Annotated in this window: 8 protein-coding genes; 4 read left to right on the top strand and 4 right to left on the bottom strand. The window is 69.0% G+C overall.

Annotated elements, in window-relative coordinates:
• Nucleotides 1–110 precede the first annotated feature (110 nt).
• The 4 genes from ACZ6O0_RS03420 to ACZ6O0_RS03405 all read left to right on the top strand — a co-directional run bounded on the left by ACZ6O0_RS03420 (nucleotide 111) and on the right by ACZ6O0_RS03405 (nucleotide 5,976).
• Complete coding sequence (locus tag ACZ6O0_RS03420) at nucleotides 111–1,079, top strand: lysylphosphatidylglycerol synthase transmembrane domain-containing protein (protein ID WP_465763196.1); 969 nt, start codon at nucleotides 111–113, stop codon at nucleotides 1,077–1,079.
• Nucleotides 1,076–2,155: a glycosyltransferase family 4 protein gene (locus ACZ6O0_RS03415; protein WP_465763195.1), complete on the top strand. Its 1,080-nt coding sequence runs from the start codon at nucleotides 1,076–1,078 to the stop codon at nucleotides 2,153–2,155. The genes ACZ6O0_RS03420 and ACZ6O0_RS03415 overlap by 4 nt, the downstream gene beginning before the upstream one ends.
• Nucleotides 2,152–3,528 (top strand): FAD-binding oxidoreductase, encoded by a 1,377-nt coding sequence (locus ACZ6O0_RS03410; protein WP_465763194.1) that lies wholly within the window; start codon nucleotides 2,152–2,154, stop codon nucleotides 3,526–3,528. The genes ACZ6O0_RS03415 and ACZ6O0_RS03410 overlap by 4 nt, the downstream gene beginning before the upstream one ends.
• A gap of 456 nt (nucleotides 3,529–3,984) precedes the next feature.
• Nucleotides 3,985–5,976, top strand: a complete 1,992-nt coding sequence (locus tag ACZ6O0_RS03405; RefSeq protein ID WP_465763193.1) for a hypothetical protein — start codon at nucleotides 3,985–3,987, stop codon at nucleotides 5,974–5,976.
• Between the two features lie 135 nt (nucleotides 5,977–6,111).
• Here the strand turns inward: ACZ6O0_RS03405 and ACZ6O0_RS03400 are convergent, their stop codons facing one another.
• The 4 genes from ACZ6O0_RS03400 to ACZ6O0_RS03385 form a co-directional block, all read right to left on the bottom strand.
• Nucleotides 6,112–6,378, bottom strand: coding sequence for a response regulator transcription factor (locus ACZ6O0_RS03400; RefSeq protein ID WP_465763192.1), 267 nt, complete (start codon nucleotides 6,376–6,378; stop codon nucleotides 6,112–6,114).
• Nucleotides 6,338–6,832, bottom strand: a complete 495-nt coding sequence (locus ACZ6O0_RS03395; RefSeq protein WP_465763191.1) for a response regulator — start codon at nucleotides 6,830–6,832, stop codon at nucleotides 6,338–6,340. The genes ACZ6O0_RS03400 and ACZ6O0_RS03395 overlap by 41 nt, the downstream gene beginning before the upstream one ends.
• Nucleotides 6,833–6,994: 162 nt before the next feature.
• Nucleotides 6,995–7,273: a hypothetical protein gene (locus tag ACZ6O0_RS03390; RefSeq protein WP_465763190.1), complete on the bottom strand. Its 279-nt coding sequence runs from the start codon at nucleotides 7,271–7,273 to the stop codon at nucleotides 6,995–6,997.
• 18 nt (nucleotides 7,274–7,291) lie between these two features.
• Complete coding sequence (locus ACZ6O0_RS03385) at nucleotides 7,292–13,060, bottom strand: FAD-dependent oxidoreductase (protein ID WP_465763189.1); 5,769 nt, start codon at nucleotides 13,058–13,060, stop codon at nucleotides 7,292–7,294.
• Nucleotides 13,061–13,064: the final 4 nt, after the last annotated feature.

Below are 13,064 nucleotides of genomic sequence, written 5' to 3'. Positions count from 1 at the left end.
CCGCCGAGGGCGACGTAGTTGCTCTCAGCACCCTCTCAGCAGACTTCTCTCACGATGGTGCGATGAAGCCGAGAGCTACCCGCCGGTTGGTGACATCGGTAGTGAGCGTAGTGGCGACTGCGGCACTGGTGTGGCTGCTGCCCCGAGCGGTGGGCGCCACCTGGAGCGAGGTCGGGTCCGTCCTCGGCCGACTCTCCGCCGGTGCGCTCGGTGCCCTCGCAGTCGTCTGGATCGCGGGGTTGTGGGCGCACTCGTTCGTCCTGGCCGCGTCCCTGCCAGGACTCACCAAGCGCCGCGGCCTCACGTTGAGCCTGACCGGCAGCGCGGTTGCGAACGTGCTCCCGCTCGGCGGCGCGGCAGGCACCGGCCTGAACTTCGCGATGATCCGTCGCTGGGGCTTCACCCCAGCCGCGTTCGGCGGCTTCCTCGCCGTCACGACGCTGCTGAACATCGTCTCGAAACTCGGCGTCATCGCGGTGGCGCTGGCGATGATTCCGATCCTGCACAGCGCGCAGGCCTTCGGGTCGGCGAGCCTTCTGTTCCTTCCGGTGCCGGTTGCGGTGGCAGCCGTCGCCTGGGTCCTTGCCGACCAGAAGGCTGCCACCGCGGCCGGCGTCGTACTCGACAAGCTGATCGGTCGCTTCCGGCCGTCGCGGTTGGCGGATCGGATACCGGAGCTTCGCCGGTCGATCCTGCGCGTCGTACGTACTGGCTGGCAGCCGATGACGGGCGGCATGCTCGCCTACCTCGCGCTCCAGCTGGCCTTGCTCTGGCTGTGCTTCCACGTCCTCGGTGTCTCCCTCGGTCTGCCGGTGCTGTTCACCGCGCTCGCCGTCGAGCGGTTGCTCACTCTCGTCCCGATCACGCCGGGCGCGGCCGGTGTGGTCGAGGTGGGTACCACCGCCGCGCTGGTTGCGCTCGGAGGCGATCCGGCCGGCGTCGCGGCCGGGTTCCTGCTGTTCCGCGGGTTCACCTACCTCATGGAGATCCCGGTCGGCGGTGTCCTGCTGATGGCGTGGCTGGGAAGCCAGTACCGAGGCCGGCCGAACGCGACCGACCTGGAGGCGGCCCAGGGATGAGGATTGCGCTGATCAGCGATTGCTATCTCCCGCGACTCGGAGGGATCGAACTGCAGGTGCACGATCTCGCCGTCCAACTGTCTCGTGCCGGTCATCCGGTCACGGTCTTCACCACCACCGACGGTCCACCGGCGGCCGACGACCTACCGGTCGTGCGTCTACCGTCGATCGCCGGTGTCCCGGTCCCGGCTGCCGTGGAGACTCTGCGGCAGGGCCTCGACACCGCAGACGTCGTCCACGCGCACACCTCGTTGTTCTCTCCGCTGGCCTGGGCCGCCGCCCGGCACGCCGCGGCGCCGATCATCACCCTGCACTCGTTGCCCAATGCATCGATGCCGTGGCCCCTGGCGCAGCTCGACCGCTACATCGGCCAAGCACGGTGGACCGCGGTGAGTGGAGTCGTGGCGGAAAGACTGCGGCGGTCATTGCCCGACAGACACGTCGACGTCCTCCACAACGGCGTCGATCCTGACCCTTGGCGGCAACCCAGGCGGCCGGGTCATCCACTGAGCATCGTGAGCACCATGCGGCTGACCCGGCGCAAGCGCCCGCTCGCGCTCTTGCGAACGCTGAGACGGATTCGCGAGCTCGTGCCCGCCGGTATCGCCATCCGCGCAACAGTGGTCGGCGCCGGTCCACAAGCACGAGCAGTCACCGCGGAGGTGCGCAGGCTCGGTCTCGCGTCCTGGGTCGACCTCCCCGGACGCCTGACCCGCTTCGAGATCCAGCAGCTCTACGGCACCGCGGATGTCTACCTGGCGCCGGCCGAGCTGGAATCGTTCGGCGTCGCGGCCCTCGAGGCCAGGTGCGCAGGTCTGCCGGTCGTTGCGATGGCATCGGGCGGAGTCGGTGAGTTCGTCCGGCACGGAGTGGAGGGGTACCTGGTGAAGACCGACGCGCAGATGGCGGAGGCAACGGCAGGGTTGCTGGTCAGCCCGGATCTCTTGTCCCGCATGCAGCATCACAACCTCACCACCAACCCTGGAATGACTTGGGCAGACGTCCTCGCGGAGCACGTGGCGGCGTACCGGACTCAGGCCTCTCTCAGCACCTTGCCTCTAGCGTCGGCATCATGACCCCCGAAGACGCGAGTACCACCGAGCTGTCCGGGTGGGGACGCACGACGCACCGACGGACCCAGGTACGGCGACCTGCCTCCGACGGTGGGCTGGTCGACCTGGTCCTCGCCGAACAGCGACTCACTGTTCGCGGTGCGGGAAAGAGCTACGGCGATGCGGCGTTGCCCGCCGACGGCATCGTCCTCGACATGACCGGCCGCGATCGCATCATCTCGTTCGACCAGAGCAACGGTGTGATCGTGGTCGAGGCGGGCGCCTTGCTGAAAGACATCATCGAGCAGACGCTCCCGCTCGGGTGGATCCTGCCGGTCATGCCCGGCACGGAGCGGATCACGGTAGGCGGCGCGATCGGCTGCGACGTCCACGGCAAGAATCACCCCGGTGCCGGGTCGTTCGGTCAGCATGTCCTCTGGCTGGCCCTGCTGCGGTCGGACGGGACCGTGACGCAGCTGTCCGCCGGACGCGATCCGGACGGGTTCTGGGCGACGATCGGTGGGATGGGCCTGACCGGGGTCATCCTGCAAGCAGCGATCCAGCTGCACCACATCGAGACCGGCTGGGCGCTCCGGAATCGGCTTCGAACGCGATCCCTCGACCGGACGATCTCGGTGATGCGCGCACTCGCCGACCGGCAGGAGACCGATCCCAATCACCATGTCGTGGCCTGGCTGGACGGCCACGCCACCGGCGAACGTCTGGGACGCGGGATCGTCGACGAGTTCCGGCCTGCGACGACTCGAGAGCTGCCGGGCGTCGTACCGCCGTACCCCGAGCGCCGCGTTCAACCGAGCGGCCGGGCCAGGCGATCGCTGCCCGGACCGGGAGTGATGTCGAAGGCAACGATCGTGGCGGCCTCGACCGCTCGCTGGCACCTGAGCCGGTCCGGCAACGCTCAGCTCGTACCCCTGCACTCGGCTCTCTGCCCTTTGGATCGGGCCGCATCGTGGCCGGCTGCGTTCGGGCGTGCCGGACTGATCCAGTACCAGTTCGCGGTGCCACCGGATGAGGTGCCGGCGCTCGGAGAGGTCCTCGGCTTCCTGATGGCACATCGGATGTCGCCGGCTCTTGCCACGCTGAAGAATCTCGGCTTCGGCACGGCCGGACCGCTGTCGTTCCCGATCCCCGGATGGACGCTCGCGGTAGACCTACCTGCCCGCTGGCTGCGTGACCCGGAGATCCTCCGGCCGATCGACAAGGTGGTCGCCGCCGCGGGAGGTCGCGTCTATCTGGCCAAGGACGCGCTCACCGATCCGAGTCTGATCCCGACGATGTATCCACGGCTCGGCACCTGGCGACGGACCCGAGCCCGGCTGGATCCCATCGGCCGCTGGACCTCTGCGATGGCAGAACGCCTGGGACTGTTGCGATAACGGCTGGCACCGCTCCGCTGGTCGGCGGATCGTCCGAGATCGGTATGGCTGCCCTGACCGAGCTCCTCGGCCCGGCACCAGGGCGGTCTTCCTGGCCGCGGTCCTCGCGCTGGTCGTCTACCTCTGCGCCTCGAGGGCGGACCAGCTGCGCCTCACCGAGACTGGACCGCAGTTAGGGGCTACGTCCCGGCGGGCGGGCATCCAGACCGCTCCGCAGCCGAAGGCACCGGCCGGGGAGACGGCGGCTCAGCGGTTGTCGGGCCGGACCGTGACCGCTGCGTCGCGTGCAGTGATCGATGGGTTCGACGCCTTGTCTGCAAGCGTTCACTGGGTCTCCAATGAAGATGAAGCTCTGGCGAACGGGCAACTCGGGGTGCGGTCTGTCGAGCACGGCTTCGGATCCCGACATGCCGGCTTGGTCGTCGAGGTACTCGTGCGACCCAGCAGGAGGGGATCATGGCCTTCGGTTCGCAGGCCGTCCGCCGGACAGCGGTGGGGCTGGCAACAGGAGCACTGCTCATCGCCGCGCTCAGCACAACCGCCCCGGCCGCGTCAGGTGCGACGACCGACAGCACCCGGGCGATTCCCAGCGCCGGGACGACATCCATCCGGCCCGGCGTCACCGGTCCCGACGGCCTGCAGCAGCCGGAGCTGCGTCCGCAGGGGCGCACCGAGGAGGACCGGATCGCGGCCCAGTTCAACCGGCCCCGGCCGGGGTTCAAGCACGGGCAGTTCCCCCCGCGACCGCTCGACGTACCGGGGGTGAAATCGAGCGCCGTCGCGGTGTCGAACCCGGATGTACGCGCCAGTGTGGACGGGTTGACACACCGCGACCAGCGGTTGGCCAACGGCGGCAACCAGTTCTCCCTCGAGCCGCCGGACCAGGCGCTCTGTGTCGGCAACGGGTACGCCGTCGAGGCGACCAACAGTGTCCTGCGGGTCCGCAGCGCCGCGACCGCGGCCGCTGTCACCGGCGTGCAGGATCTCAATACCTTCTTCGGATATCCGCCCGCGATCGACCGGACGACAGGGGTGATCGGGCCGCAGGTGATCGACCCGGTGTGCCTGTACGACCCGGACCACCGGCGGTTCATGGTCGTCCTCACGACGCTCGGAAGCTTCCCGGACGGCTCGTTCACCGGTAAGAACACGATCGATCTCGCGGTCTCGAACACCGGCGACCCGACGGGTGCCTGGACGATCTATCACGTGCCCGCGCAGAACGACGGCACGGACGGAACCCCGAACCACGGCTGCACGCTCGACGGTGTCGAGCCCGGCCCGTGCTTCCAGGACTATCCGCACATCGGCGCCGACGCCAACGGGGTGTACGTGTCGACCAACGAGTACGACCTGTTCGGGCCGTCGTACAGCGCTGCCCAGATCTTCGCGTTCTCGAAGGCCCAGCTCGCGGCGCATCCCGCGGCCATCAACGTGACGCTGGTGGAGAACCTGCACGTGGCCGGTACGCCGGGCTTCACCGTCTGGCCGGCCACCTCGCCGGCGGGGGAGTACTCGCGCGAGCGGAACGGTACGGAGTACTTGCTGAGTACGATCGCCGGCGACGGGACGGAGACCGGCAACCCGACCGGAACGGCTCGCAGGATCGGCATCTGGGCCATCACCAACACCGCGTCGCTGAACTCCGCGGCGCCGGCCCTGGGGATCACGAGCCGGCTGGTGAACAGCCAGACCTATGTGGTTCCGCCGACCGCCGACCAGAAGGTGGGCGACATCCCCTTGGGTGAGTGCGTCAACGACACGACGCTGCCGACGCCGTTCGGGCCGGGCTGCTGGCAGGTGTTCTTCGAGCCTGACGCCGAGCCCGCGCACGACGAGGTCGAGTCGCGCCCGGACTCGCTGGACTCGCGGATGCAGCAGACGTGGTACGTCAACGGCACTCTGTGGGGCTCCTCCGGTACGGCGGTCAGGGTCAACGGCGAGATCAAGACGGGAGTCGCCTGGTTCGCGGTCAGCCCGAAGATCAACGGCGCAGGCAAGATCGAAGGCACCGTGAAGCGGCAGGGGTACATCGCCCTGGCGGACAACAACCTGACCATGCCGGCGATCGCCTTCACGCCGTCGGGTCGGGGCGCGATCGCGTTCACGGTCCTCGGTGAGAACAAGTTCCCCAGCGCCGGGTACGTCCGGATCACCGAGAGCGGATCCGTCGGACCGATCCACATCGCCGCCGCGGGGCTCGGGCCGGCTGACGGTTTCACGTCGTACAAGGCGTTCGTCGGGGATCCGCCCCGGACCCGGTGGGGTGACTACGGCGCCGCGGTGACGGACGGAGCCAGCATCTGGCTGGCCTCGGAGTACATCGGCCAGACCTGCACGCTGGCGCAGTACTTCCCGTCACCGACGCTCGCGGGCTTCGGCAGTTGTGGAGCAACCCGCACCAGCCTCGGCAACTGGTACACCCGCCTGACCAAACTCAGCCAGTAGTCCACCGAGGAACACGCCGTCGATGCGGAATCGCTCACTCCGCCAAGCCCACTACATCCCCAAAAGCTTGCTATAGGCAATTAGCTGATGCGTCGCAGCTCCGTGCGACGCTGCCGAACCTTGTTCGCCGAGCCTTCAGGTCCGCTGCATCGCGGCGCCCAGGAGCAGGCGGGAGCGGGCCTTGGCGGCGGCCTCGGTGCGCCGGCGGGCGCCGAGCTTGGCGAGGATGTTGTGGACGTGGTTCTTGACGGTGCTCAGTTCGATGCACAGCCGGCCGGCGATCTCCTTGTTGGACAGGCCGTCGTCGATCAGCCCGAGGATCTCGCGTTCCCGGGCGGTCAGTTGGGTCGTGCTGAACTGGTCATGCGGCGAGCGGCCGGAGGATCCGATCCGGCGGAGCATGGCGGCGGTGACCCTTGGCGGGCAGGCCGAGTCGCCCCGGGCGACGGCCCGCGCTGTCGCGACGATGTCGCGAAGCGTTCCCTCCCGGGCGACGAAACCCGGCGACCCCGGCGGCCACGCAGGCGATGATCGACTCGTCGTCCTCTGGCGTGCCCAGCGCGACCAGGCGCGCTCCGGGCTGGGTGGCGGGCAGCACGGGGATGAGTTGGGTTCCGCACTCGCCGGAGACGTCGACAAGGATGATGTCGGGGTGCACGGGATCCTGTGACGTGGTGCCCGGGAAGGTCGGCGCCGTACCGATGACGTCGATGCCGGCGATCTGTCCCAGGGCCGTCGCGAGATTCTCACGATGAACCCGCACCGGGCCGATGATCGTGATGACGAGTGGTCTGGTGTCGCGAAGCACTCCCGTTGCCGCGCGGCCTGTCGTCGCATCCACCACTGCATGTGTCATGGACCCCTCCCCGACGGACGACGTTCCGGGACGCGCCCCGCGATTCGGGCGCACTCCTAACGCGCCGAATTCTCCCCTCCTACAGAGTGCTACACCGGGGCCGGTCGCGGGAGGCCCAAACCTGGAAGGCCCGGATCTTTCGATTTAGCCCAGGCCGCAGGATCAGACGATGTTCGGTGCGGGAGGCAGGTCGTACGCCGTCTTGTCGTCGACCTTGGCCGCGCGGCCGCCGAGGGTGAAGTGGACCCGGCCGGTCGGGTAGATCCAGATCTCGTCGAGGGTCCGCGCGCGGAACTCCGCGAGCATCGCCGTACTCGCGTTCTGCGGCGGTCTCGTCGTGGTCCAGTAGCCGACCTTGGCCGGGCGGCCGAGCAGGGCCTGCACGGTCGCCTTGTCCTGGTGGACGATCCGCGTCCGCAAGCTGGTCAGTCGTTCGGGCATGTCGTGGTTCACCTGCTCTCAGAACGGCCGCCAGATACCGCGGCCTTCGTCGGTGCTGTCGGATCTGATCGAGCCGTCGCGGTTGACCTGGCTGCGTCCCTTCTCGGCTTCCCACCAGGCCTTGTGCCACCAGTTTCCTCCGGACCGGCACGAGTCGACCGATCCGATCACGATCCCGCCGGTCGCGGCCTGCACGGCCTTGATGAAGATGTCGGCGGGTCCGGCCGACGAGCAGGCCGCGATCGAGACGAACGACGGACCGGGGCCGAGCGCGTTCTTGATGATCGTCCCGAACTTCGTCGCCTGGCTCGTGGTCGAGACCATGTCGTTGGCTTCGCCGGACTCGATGTGCCCGTCGCCGTCGGTGTCGTTGCCCATCCGGAATCCGCCGTTGCCCGACCAGCCGCCGTGCGCTTCGATGTGGATGCCGGTGAGGTAGCCGCAAGTTCCGACGTACGCACGGATCGCCTCGATGAGATCACTGACGGTATGGACCAGAATCCACGCATCCGCATCGGTGTAGCCGCCGTAATCACGGAGATCGATCTCGGTCTCGGCATCGTGCACGAGCAGCAGCGTGCCGAGATTCTTCAGTCCGCCCAGACAAAGGGCTGGTGCCGATCTGGGGGCGATCGGCGTCAGGGCTTCCCAGGCCTGCGCTGCCTGGGTGCCGATGCGCGCCGGAAGCTTCGCCTCCGCCGTCGACTGAACCGCGGGCCAGTCAGACGTCTCGGCGACCGATTCCGTGCTTCCCGACAAGGACAGCGGTCCGCGGATGGTGTAGCCGCCGGTCCACGTCGTCTCGATCGTCCACAGACCGCGGTTGTCCATCGCGATGGCGTTGTTGGCGTTGTTGTCCCCGTTGACGGTCAGCCAGTCGCGGACGAAGTCCGACGATCCCGCCTTCAGCCGGGCCGCCATCGCTGCGGCGACCGCGTCTCCGTTCGGGCTGTCGCACGGCGCCTGGCCCTGATAGCCGAGCAGGGCGATGAGCGGCCCGCCCTGCGAGTTCAGCAGCCGTCTCCACGCGAGTCCTGGCCCGGTCGGCGGAGACTTCGAGAGGTCGATCCGCAGGACCGAACACCCGGCGATGATCAGCACGTCGAGATCCAGGCTCGCCGGCCAGGCGGCGGCGAGCTCGGTCGGTCCGAGCCAGTTCGCGTACGTACCCGTCGATCCGCACGCGGCACCGGTGGTCTCGATGGCGAGCATCCCGCTCGAGGACAGGCCGTGGCCCGAGTAGTAGAAGACGTCAGCCGGGCTGCGGACGAGGCGGCGGACAGGGCGTCCGGTCTGCCAGTTCGTGCGCGCAGGGACGGTGAGTTCGAGGACCTCGACGCCGCCCGCTCGGAAGAGGGCCATCGCGTCGGGCACCTCGCGAGTCTCGTCGCCGGTCGAGGTTCCCAGCGTCTGCGGCTGCGTCGCGATGCCACGGACGGTCGCGCCGAGCCGGGAGCGGAAGACGGCGTCGCTGGTTCCGCCGGCCCGGACCACAGTCGCGAGCTCGGTCATGCTTGAGTCGACGGCCAGGAGCGGTCCGAGTGAGCTGATGGCTCGGCTGCCTCGGTAGCGCAGCCTCTTGGGGTTCGCCGGGTCCGGGCCTTCCAAGAGGATGGTCCAGGAGACAGCCGTGGCGACTGTCCCAGCTCCACCTCCGCGGTTCGGCGGCCGGCTCTTCAGTTCGACGGTGATCTCTGGCGGCATGGTCGCAGCCGGCAGTCCGGAGGCAGTCGCGAGTACGTCGACGGTTCGGGTGTCGAGCCCGATGACCTCGTCCCAGCGCAGCTGTGTGCCTGCGCCACCTGGACCGGCGAACCACAGGCCCTCGACCACGACCTGCGCCGTGCCAGCCGGACCGACAACGATCGCGTCGAGCTGTGCCCAGCTGTCGGCCCCGACCCTGCCGTCGACCTCGACCGGTGTCGTTGGGAACGCCAATCGCTGGAACGACTCGACGGCCGCTCGCGTGTGATCGCCGTACTGGCAGTCCTCCTCCAGCGGCGCGTCGGCGAGGCCGGTCAGCCCGGCGGCCAACCGGTAGGCGTGGAAGGCGTTGAGCTTCCGCTGGATCTCCCGTACTGCGGAGTGCTGCGATCCACCGCGCAGCACGGTCGGCCTGTTCGCGGGTGGGACCTGAACGTCGGGGCATGGGCCCTTGACGGTCTCCGTCGGCAGCTCCGACGTCGTCGGGCGAAGCACCAGCATGTGCCCGGGGACGACGCCTTGCGGGTCCGCGACCCGGCGAGCGTAGCGCTGGGACCATGGGTGGGACCGGGGATCGAGCACGTGTGCGTAGAGCCCCGGCAGGGGAGAGTCCGTGCGGTACCCGGCGGCGTGCAACTGCCCGCGATGGCGCAGGTCGCCAGTGGCGATGACCGCGACACTCCCGAACGGGCTGCCCCGGCCGCGGCTCACGACGAGATCGCCTGGTCGCAGCGCGCCGAGCGACGTCTTCGGGCCGGCTATCACGTCGAAGGCGTGCCGCAACTCCGCGGGGCCGGCACCGACACCCGAGACGAAGACGTCGAAGAGCGTCGTCGCGGCGAGTTGCGGTCGCGCGGACAGCCCGGAATCGTGCAGAAGCTCCTGCCACCACCACTCACCGGTCTCCTCGAGCTCGTTGCCCTCGGCCACCGTCTCGGAGCTGCGGCAGGCGGCCGTGACCGCGCCGGCGATTCGGTAGGCCGCGAGTACGCCGGAACTCAGCGCTCCCTCCATGTAGCCGTAGAAGCCCGGCGACGCCTGCTCGCCGGCGAAGAACAACCGGCCCTGGAACGGTTTGGTGAGGTTCGGCGCGATCGTGGTGACCTCGCCGGGTGCGGGGATCGAGTAGCCGGTGCCGACCCACCGTTCGGACGGCCAGTTCGCGAAGACGGTGCGCGGCCGCTGGGCGGCGTACCCGGGGTAGAAGTCCTCGAGCCGCTCCGGATACCGCTTCGCATCGAGGACGAAACTGCCGCCGGAGTAGACCGACAGGCAGGCGGCCGGACCGCCGGTCTGATGGTCGGTACCCTCCCAGACGCTGCCCAGCTGGTCCCAGAGCCCGTGCGGTGCGAGGTGCTTGTCCTCCCAGAACGGGCGCGAGACCCCGCTCAGGAACTTGACGCAGGGTCCGTGGCTCATCGTGTAGTCGGCGGCGCGGAACGGCGTACCGGCCAGGATCCGTGGCCAGACCATCGGCGCGGTCGTGAGGATGACGTAGTCGAACTCCTCGGAGGCTGCCGGCGTGCCGAAGCCGACCCGAACCGATCGGGAGCCGACCTCCACCGACGTGACGGGGGTGTTCAGCCGGACGTCCCGCAGCGTCTTGGCCAGATGGGTCGCGAGCTGCTCGTTGCCCCCCTTGCACCTGTGGGTCTCGATGCGGGTCCAGTAGGCGAGTGGATCGCCGGGCAGCATGTGGGCGCGAACGGCCGCCAGGTAGCCGAGGTAACTCTGTCGTGCCAGGGGAGCGCACTGGTCGTTCTCGGTGACGAACTCGAAGTACCTGCGGGGGATGCTGGATGACGGGCCGAACAGATCGGGTTCGTCGAGGCGCTGCGCCAGTGACTTGCGGTCCAGGGCGACCGCGTTGGGCGACGTCCAGGGGCGGAGCGCATCGACTGTCGCGGCCTCGCGGGCGATCGTCGTACGTACGCGTAGCAGTTCCCGTTCGACCTCTGCGAGCTGGGCATCGGTCAGATCCTTCGTGCCCAACCGAACCCTGACCTTGAGGCCTCGCCGTTCGTAGTCGGGTTCCTTGCTCACCTTCTCGAGCTCGAGACCGAATCGGCGGGCGAGCTGGAACCAGGTCGGGTGATTCTCCCCGATCAGCTCGGCGCCCGCCTCGGCGATCTTGCCCGCGGCGAGCGTCGGGTCGGTGCGCACCCGTCCGCCCAGTCGGCCGGTGGCCTCGAACACGGTGACCTTCGTGCCACCCGTCTCGAGCGTCCAGGCGGCCATCAGACCGGCGAAGCCGGCCCCGATGACGGCCACCTTGGTGGCGGGCAGGCAGCCGGCGGCGACCGCTTCTGACGCAGAGAGATCAGGTGACGGTGGGAGTTCGAAGACGACCTCCGCAGGTGGTTCTGACACCGTTTCCTCCTCGGAACGTGATTCCCGCACTGCCTCGAGCGCGCGGCGCGGGTTGAGGTATCCACTGCCGAGCCGAAACAGGTCCGCACCTGGTGGAGGCAGATCGCAGCTGGACAGCAGCGCACGGCGGGTCTCGTCGATCGCGAGCGGCCGGTCGGCCACCTCGAACATCAACGCGACCGTCCCGGTCACCGCCGGTGCCGCCATGCTGGTGCCGCTCATCCGGACGTAGCGGGGTACGTCGTCCTTCGTCGTACCGGACCGGGCTCCGAGCACCACCACCCCAGGCGCAACCAGGTCAGGTTTCTGCCGGCCGTCCCGGGTTGGACCGGAACTGCTGAAGTCACCGACCGGCCGGTCCTCCCGGTGGGCGTTGTAGGCGCCGACCGTGATGGTTCGGTAGCCGTTGCAGATCGTCCCGGTCGTCGTCCGGGGGTTGGCCTGGTCGTCGCCGAGGTGGGCCTGACAGGGCGGGCAGGCGGTATCGCGTTCGATCCACGCATGGACGCGACCGTCCACGATGTCCTGTCCGGTCAAGGCGATCTCCCAGCCGCCGGTCGGTACGCCGGGGTCGGTGAAGACGCTGATCTGGTTGTCCCCGTTGTTCGGGTCGCAGGCGCGGTGGTAGATCCGCGCCGCCCGGTGCCCGTCGACCATCACCGTGCCGTTCGAGCCGAGCGGGACGACGGACGCCGGGCCTGTCCCCGGCGCGACCTCGACACCGAGGCGATCTCGTCCGGGGTACCAGATGTCGACCTGATTGACCGTGAGATCTCCCGGTTGGGCTTCGATGCGGAAGCGCCGTACCGAACCTGGCCGGAGCCGCCATGCCGCGTGGGCCCGGCGCCGGAAGTAGTTGCCGCCGCTCGCGATGATGGCCAGACCGGATCTCGACGACACGAGTTGGTCCATGGCCAGCTCGACGAGCGAGTGACCGGTGTGTTCGCCGGCGTGCCGCCCGAGACTGAGGTTGATGACGCACGGCCGCTGCTGGGCGGTGTCCACGATGAAGTCCAGGGCCTCCAGCAGCTCCACCGAGTCACCCAGGGGGACCTCGGCAGTGGCCGGCCGGCGACCGAGGTTCACGAAGATGAGCTCGGCCTCCGGCGCCATCCCCACCGGGCCGCCGCCGCGGCCGTTTCCTGCGGCGATGCTCGTCGTGTGGGTCCCGTGCGCTCCGCTTCCGGAGTCGAAGTCCGCGGCGTCGTACCCGAGTGTCCGAACAGGATCGTCGCTCTCGAGAGCCTCGTCGATGACAGCCGCGTCGAGGATCCGCCCGTAGCCGTATTTCGGGGCCGTGCTGTCGGTGGTCGGCCGTTGGTCCCACAGCGCGAGTACTCGCGTCGACCCGTCCGGATTCCTGAAGTCGGGATGCGTGAGGTCGAGACCCCAGTCGATGAGTGCGATCACCACGTCGCGACCGGTTGCGTCCAGCTCGGTGGACCGGTCGTCGTGCGGATCCGCCGGATCCTCGCTGGTCGCCGGCTCGAGATCCGGCGCGTAGACCCGAGGTGCCTTGACGCTGACGACCACGGTCTCGGCTCGCAGATCGGGGATCGCACTCCGGGCTACTCGCGCGGTGGCGATGTCACCGAAGCGGCTGACAAGGCGCGCGGAGACGGGTGAGTCGCCGGGGTGCCGGAGGCGGAGAATGACCGCGACCTCGTCCTCCGGCTCCCCAGCGCGGATGAGCTCCTGCAGTGCGGGATCCATCGAG

The organism is Kribbella sp. NPDC048837, from assembly GCF_055586945.1.
Note: the sequence above shows the minus strand (reverse complement) of the source record. Positions and strands in the feature narration are given on the sequence as shown.

Bases quoted from the DNA above. Each gene is read 5' to 3' on its own strand.
- ACZ6O0_RS03415 (WP_465763195.1), top strand. From the start codon at position 1,076: ATGAGGATTGCGCTGATCAGCGATTGCTATCTCCCGCGACTCGGAGGG.
- ACZ6O0_RS03410 (WP_465763194.1), top strand. From the start codon at position 2,152: ATGACCCCCGAAGACGCGAGTACCACCGAGCTGTCCGGGTGGGGACGC.
- ACZ6O0_RS03405 (WP_465763193.1), top strand. From the start codon at position 3,985: ATGGCCTTCGGTTCGCAGGCCGTCCGCCGGACAGCGGTGGGGCTGGCA.
- ACZ6O0_RS03400 (WP_465763192.1), bottom strand. From the start codon at position 6,378: ATGCTCCGCCGGATCGGATCCTCCGGCCGCTCGCCGCATGACCAGTTC.
- ACZ6O0_RS03395 (WP_465763191.1), bottom strand. From the start codon at position 6,832: ATGACACATGCAGTGGTGGATGCGACGACAGGCCGCGCGGCAACGGGA.
- ACZ6O0_RS03390 (WP_465763190.1), bottom strand. From the start codon at position 7,273: ATGCCCGAACGACTGACCAGCTTGCGGACGCGGATCGTCCACCAGGAC.
- ACZ6O0_RS03385 (WP_465763189.1), bottom strand. From the start codon at position 13,060: ATGGATCCCGCACTGCAGGAGCTCATCCGCGCTGGGGAGCCGGAGGAC.